Source organism: Methylophaga thalassica, assembly GCF_030159795.1.
Taxonomy (GTDB): domain Bacteria; phylum Pseudomonadota; class Gammaproteobacteria; order Nitrosococcales; family Methylophagaceae; genus Methylophaga; species Methylophaga thalassica.
Window position 1 is genome coordinate 1 of sequence record NZ_BSND01000007.1, and the last position, 746, is coordinate 746.

General features: G+C 49.9%; 2 rRNA genes. Both read right to left on the minus strand.

Annotation, left to right across the window (positions count from 1 at the left end):
* Window positions 1–164: 164 nt before the first annotated feature.
* Window positions 165–279 (minus strand): 5S ribosomal RNA (gene rrf / locus QQL60_RS12290).
* 99 nt (window positions 280–378) lie between these two features.
* A 23S ribosomal RNA gene (locus QQL60_RS12295) occupies window positions 379–746 on the minus strand; the annotation flags it as partial.

Genomic DNA, 746 nt, shown 5'->3' on the forward strand with positions numbered 1-746 from the left:
GCACAGGCAGGTTAATATAAAACAGGGAGACATAAAAAAAGCCCATCCGTCATTCAAAAACGCTCCCGGCGTTTTTGTCACGGCGTTCAAGTAGGTCATGGTCTAAACTTCAGATAATAAAAAAGGCCAACCTCTCTCGAGATTGGCCTTTTCTATTAATTAAAGCCTGGCAGTGACCTACTTTCACATGGGAACTCCCACACTATCATCGGCGCTAAGTCGTTTCACTTCTGAGTTCGGGATGGGATCAGGTGGTGCCAACTCGCTATGGCCGCCAGGCATAACTGGCATAGTCAGTTCAATACTGACTCTCGGAAATCGGTAACAAGTTTTTGTTGTAAAGTGTTTCGCAACACCCCCAAGTTCCCTTGGGGTTATATGGTCAAGCCTCACGGGCAATTAGTACTGGTTAGCTCCATACATTACTGCACTTCCACACCCAGCCTATCAACGTGGTAGTCTTCCACGGCCCTTCAGGGGATTAAATCCCAGTGAGAACTTATCTTGAGGGGGGCTTCCCGCTTAGATGCTTTCAGCGGTTATCCCGTCCGTACATAGCTACCGGGCAATGCTGTTGGCACAACAACCCGAACACCAGGGGTACGTCCACTCCGGTCCTCTCGTACTAGGAGCAGCTCCTCTCAATTCTCAAACGCCCACGGCAGATAGGGACCGAACTGTCTCACGACGTTCTAAACCCAGCTCGCGTACCACTTTAAATGGCGAACAGCCATACCCTTGGGACC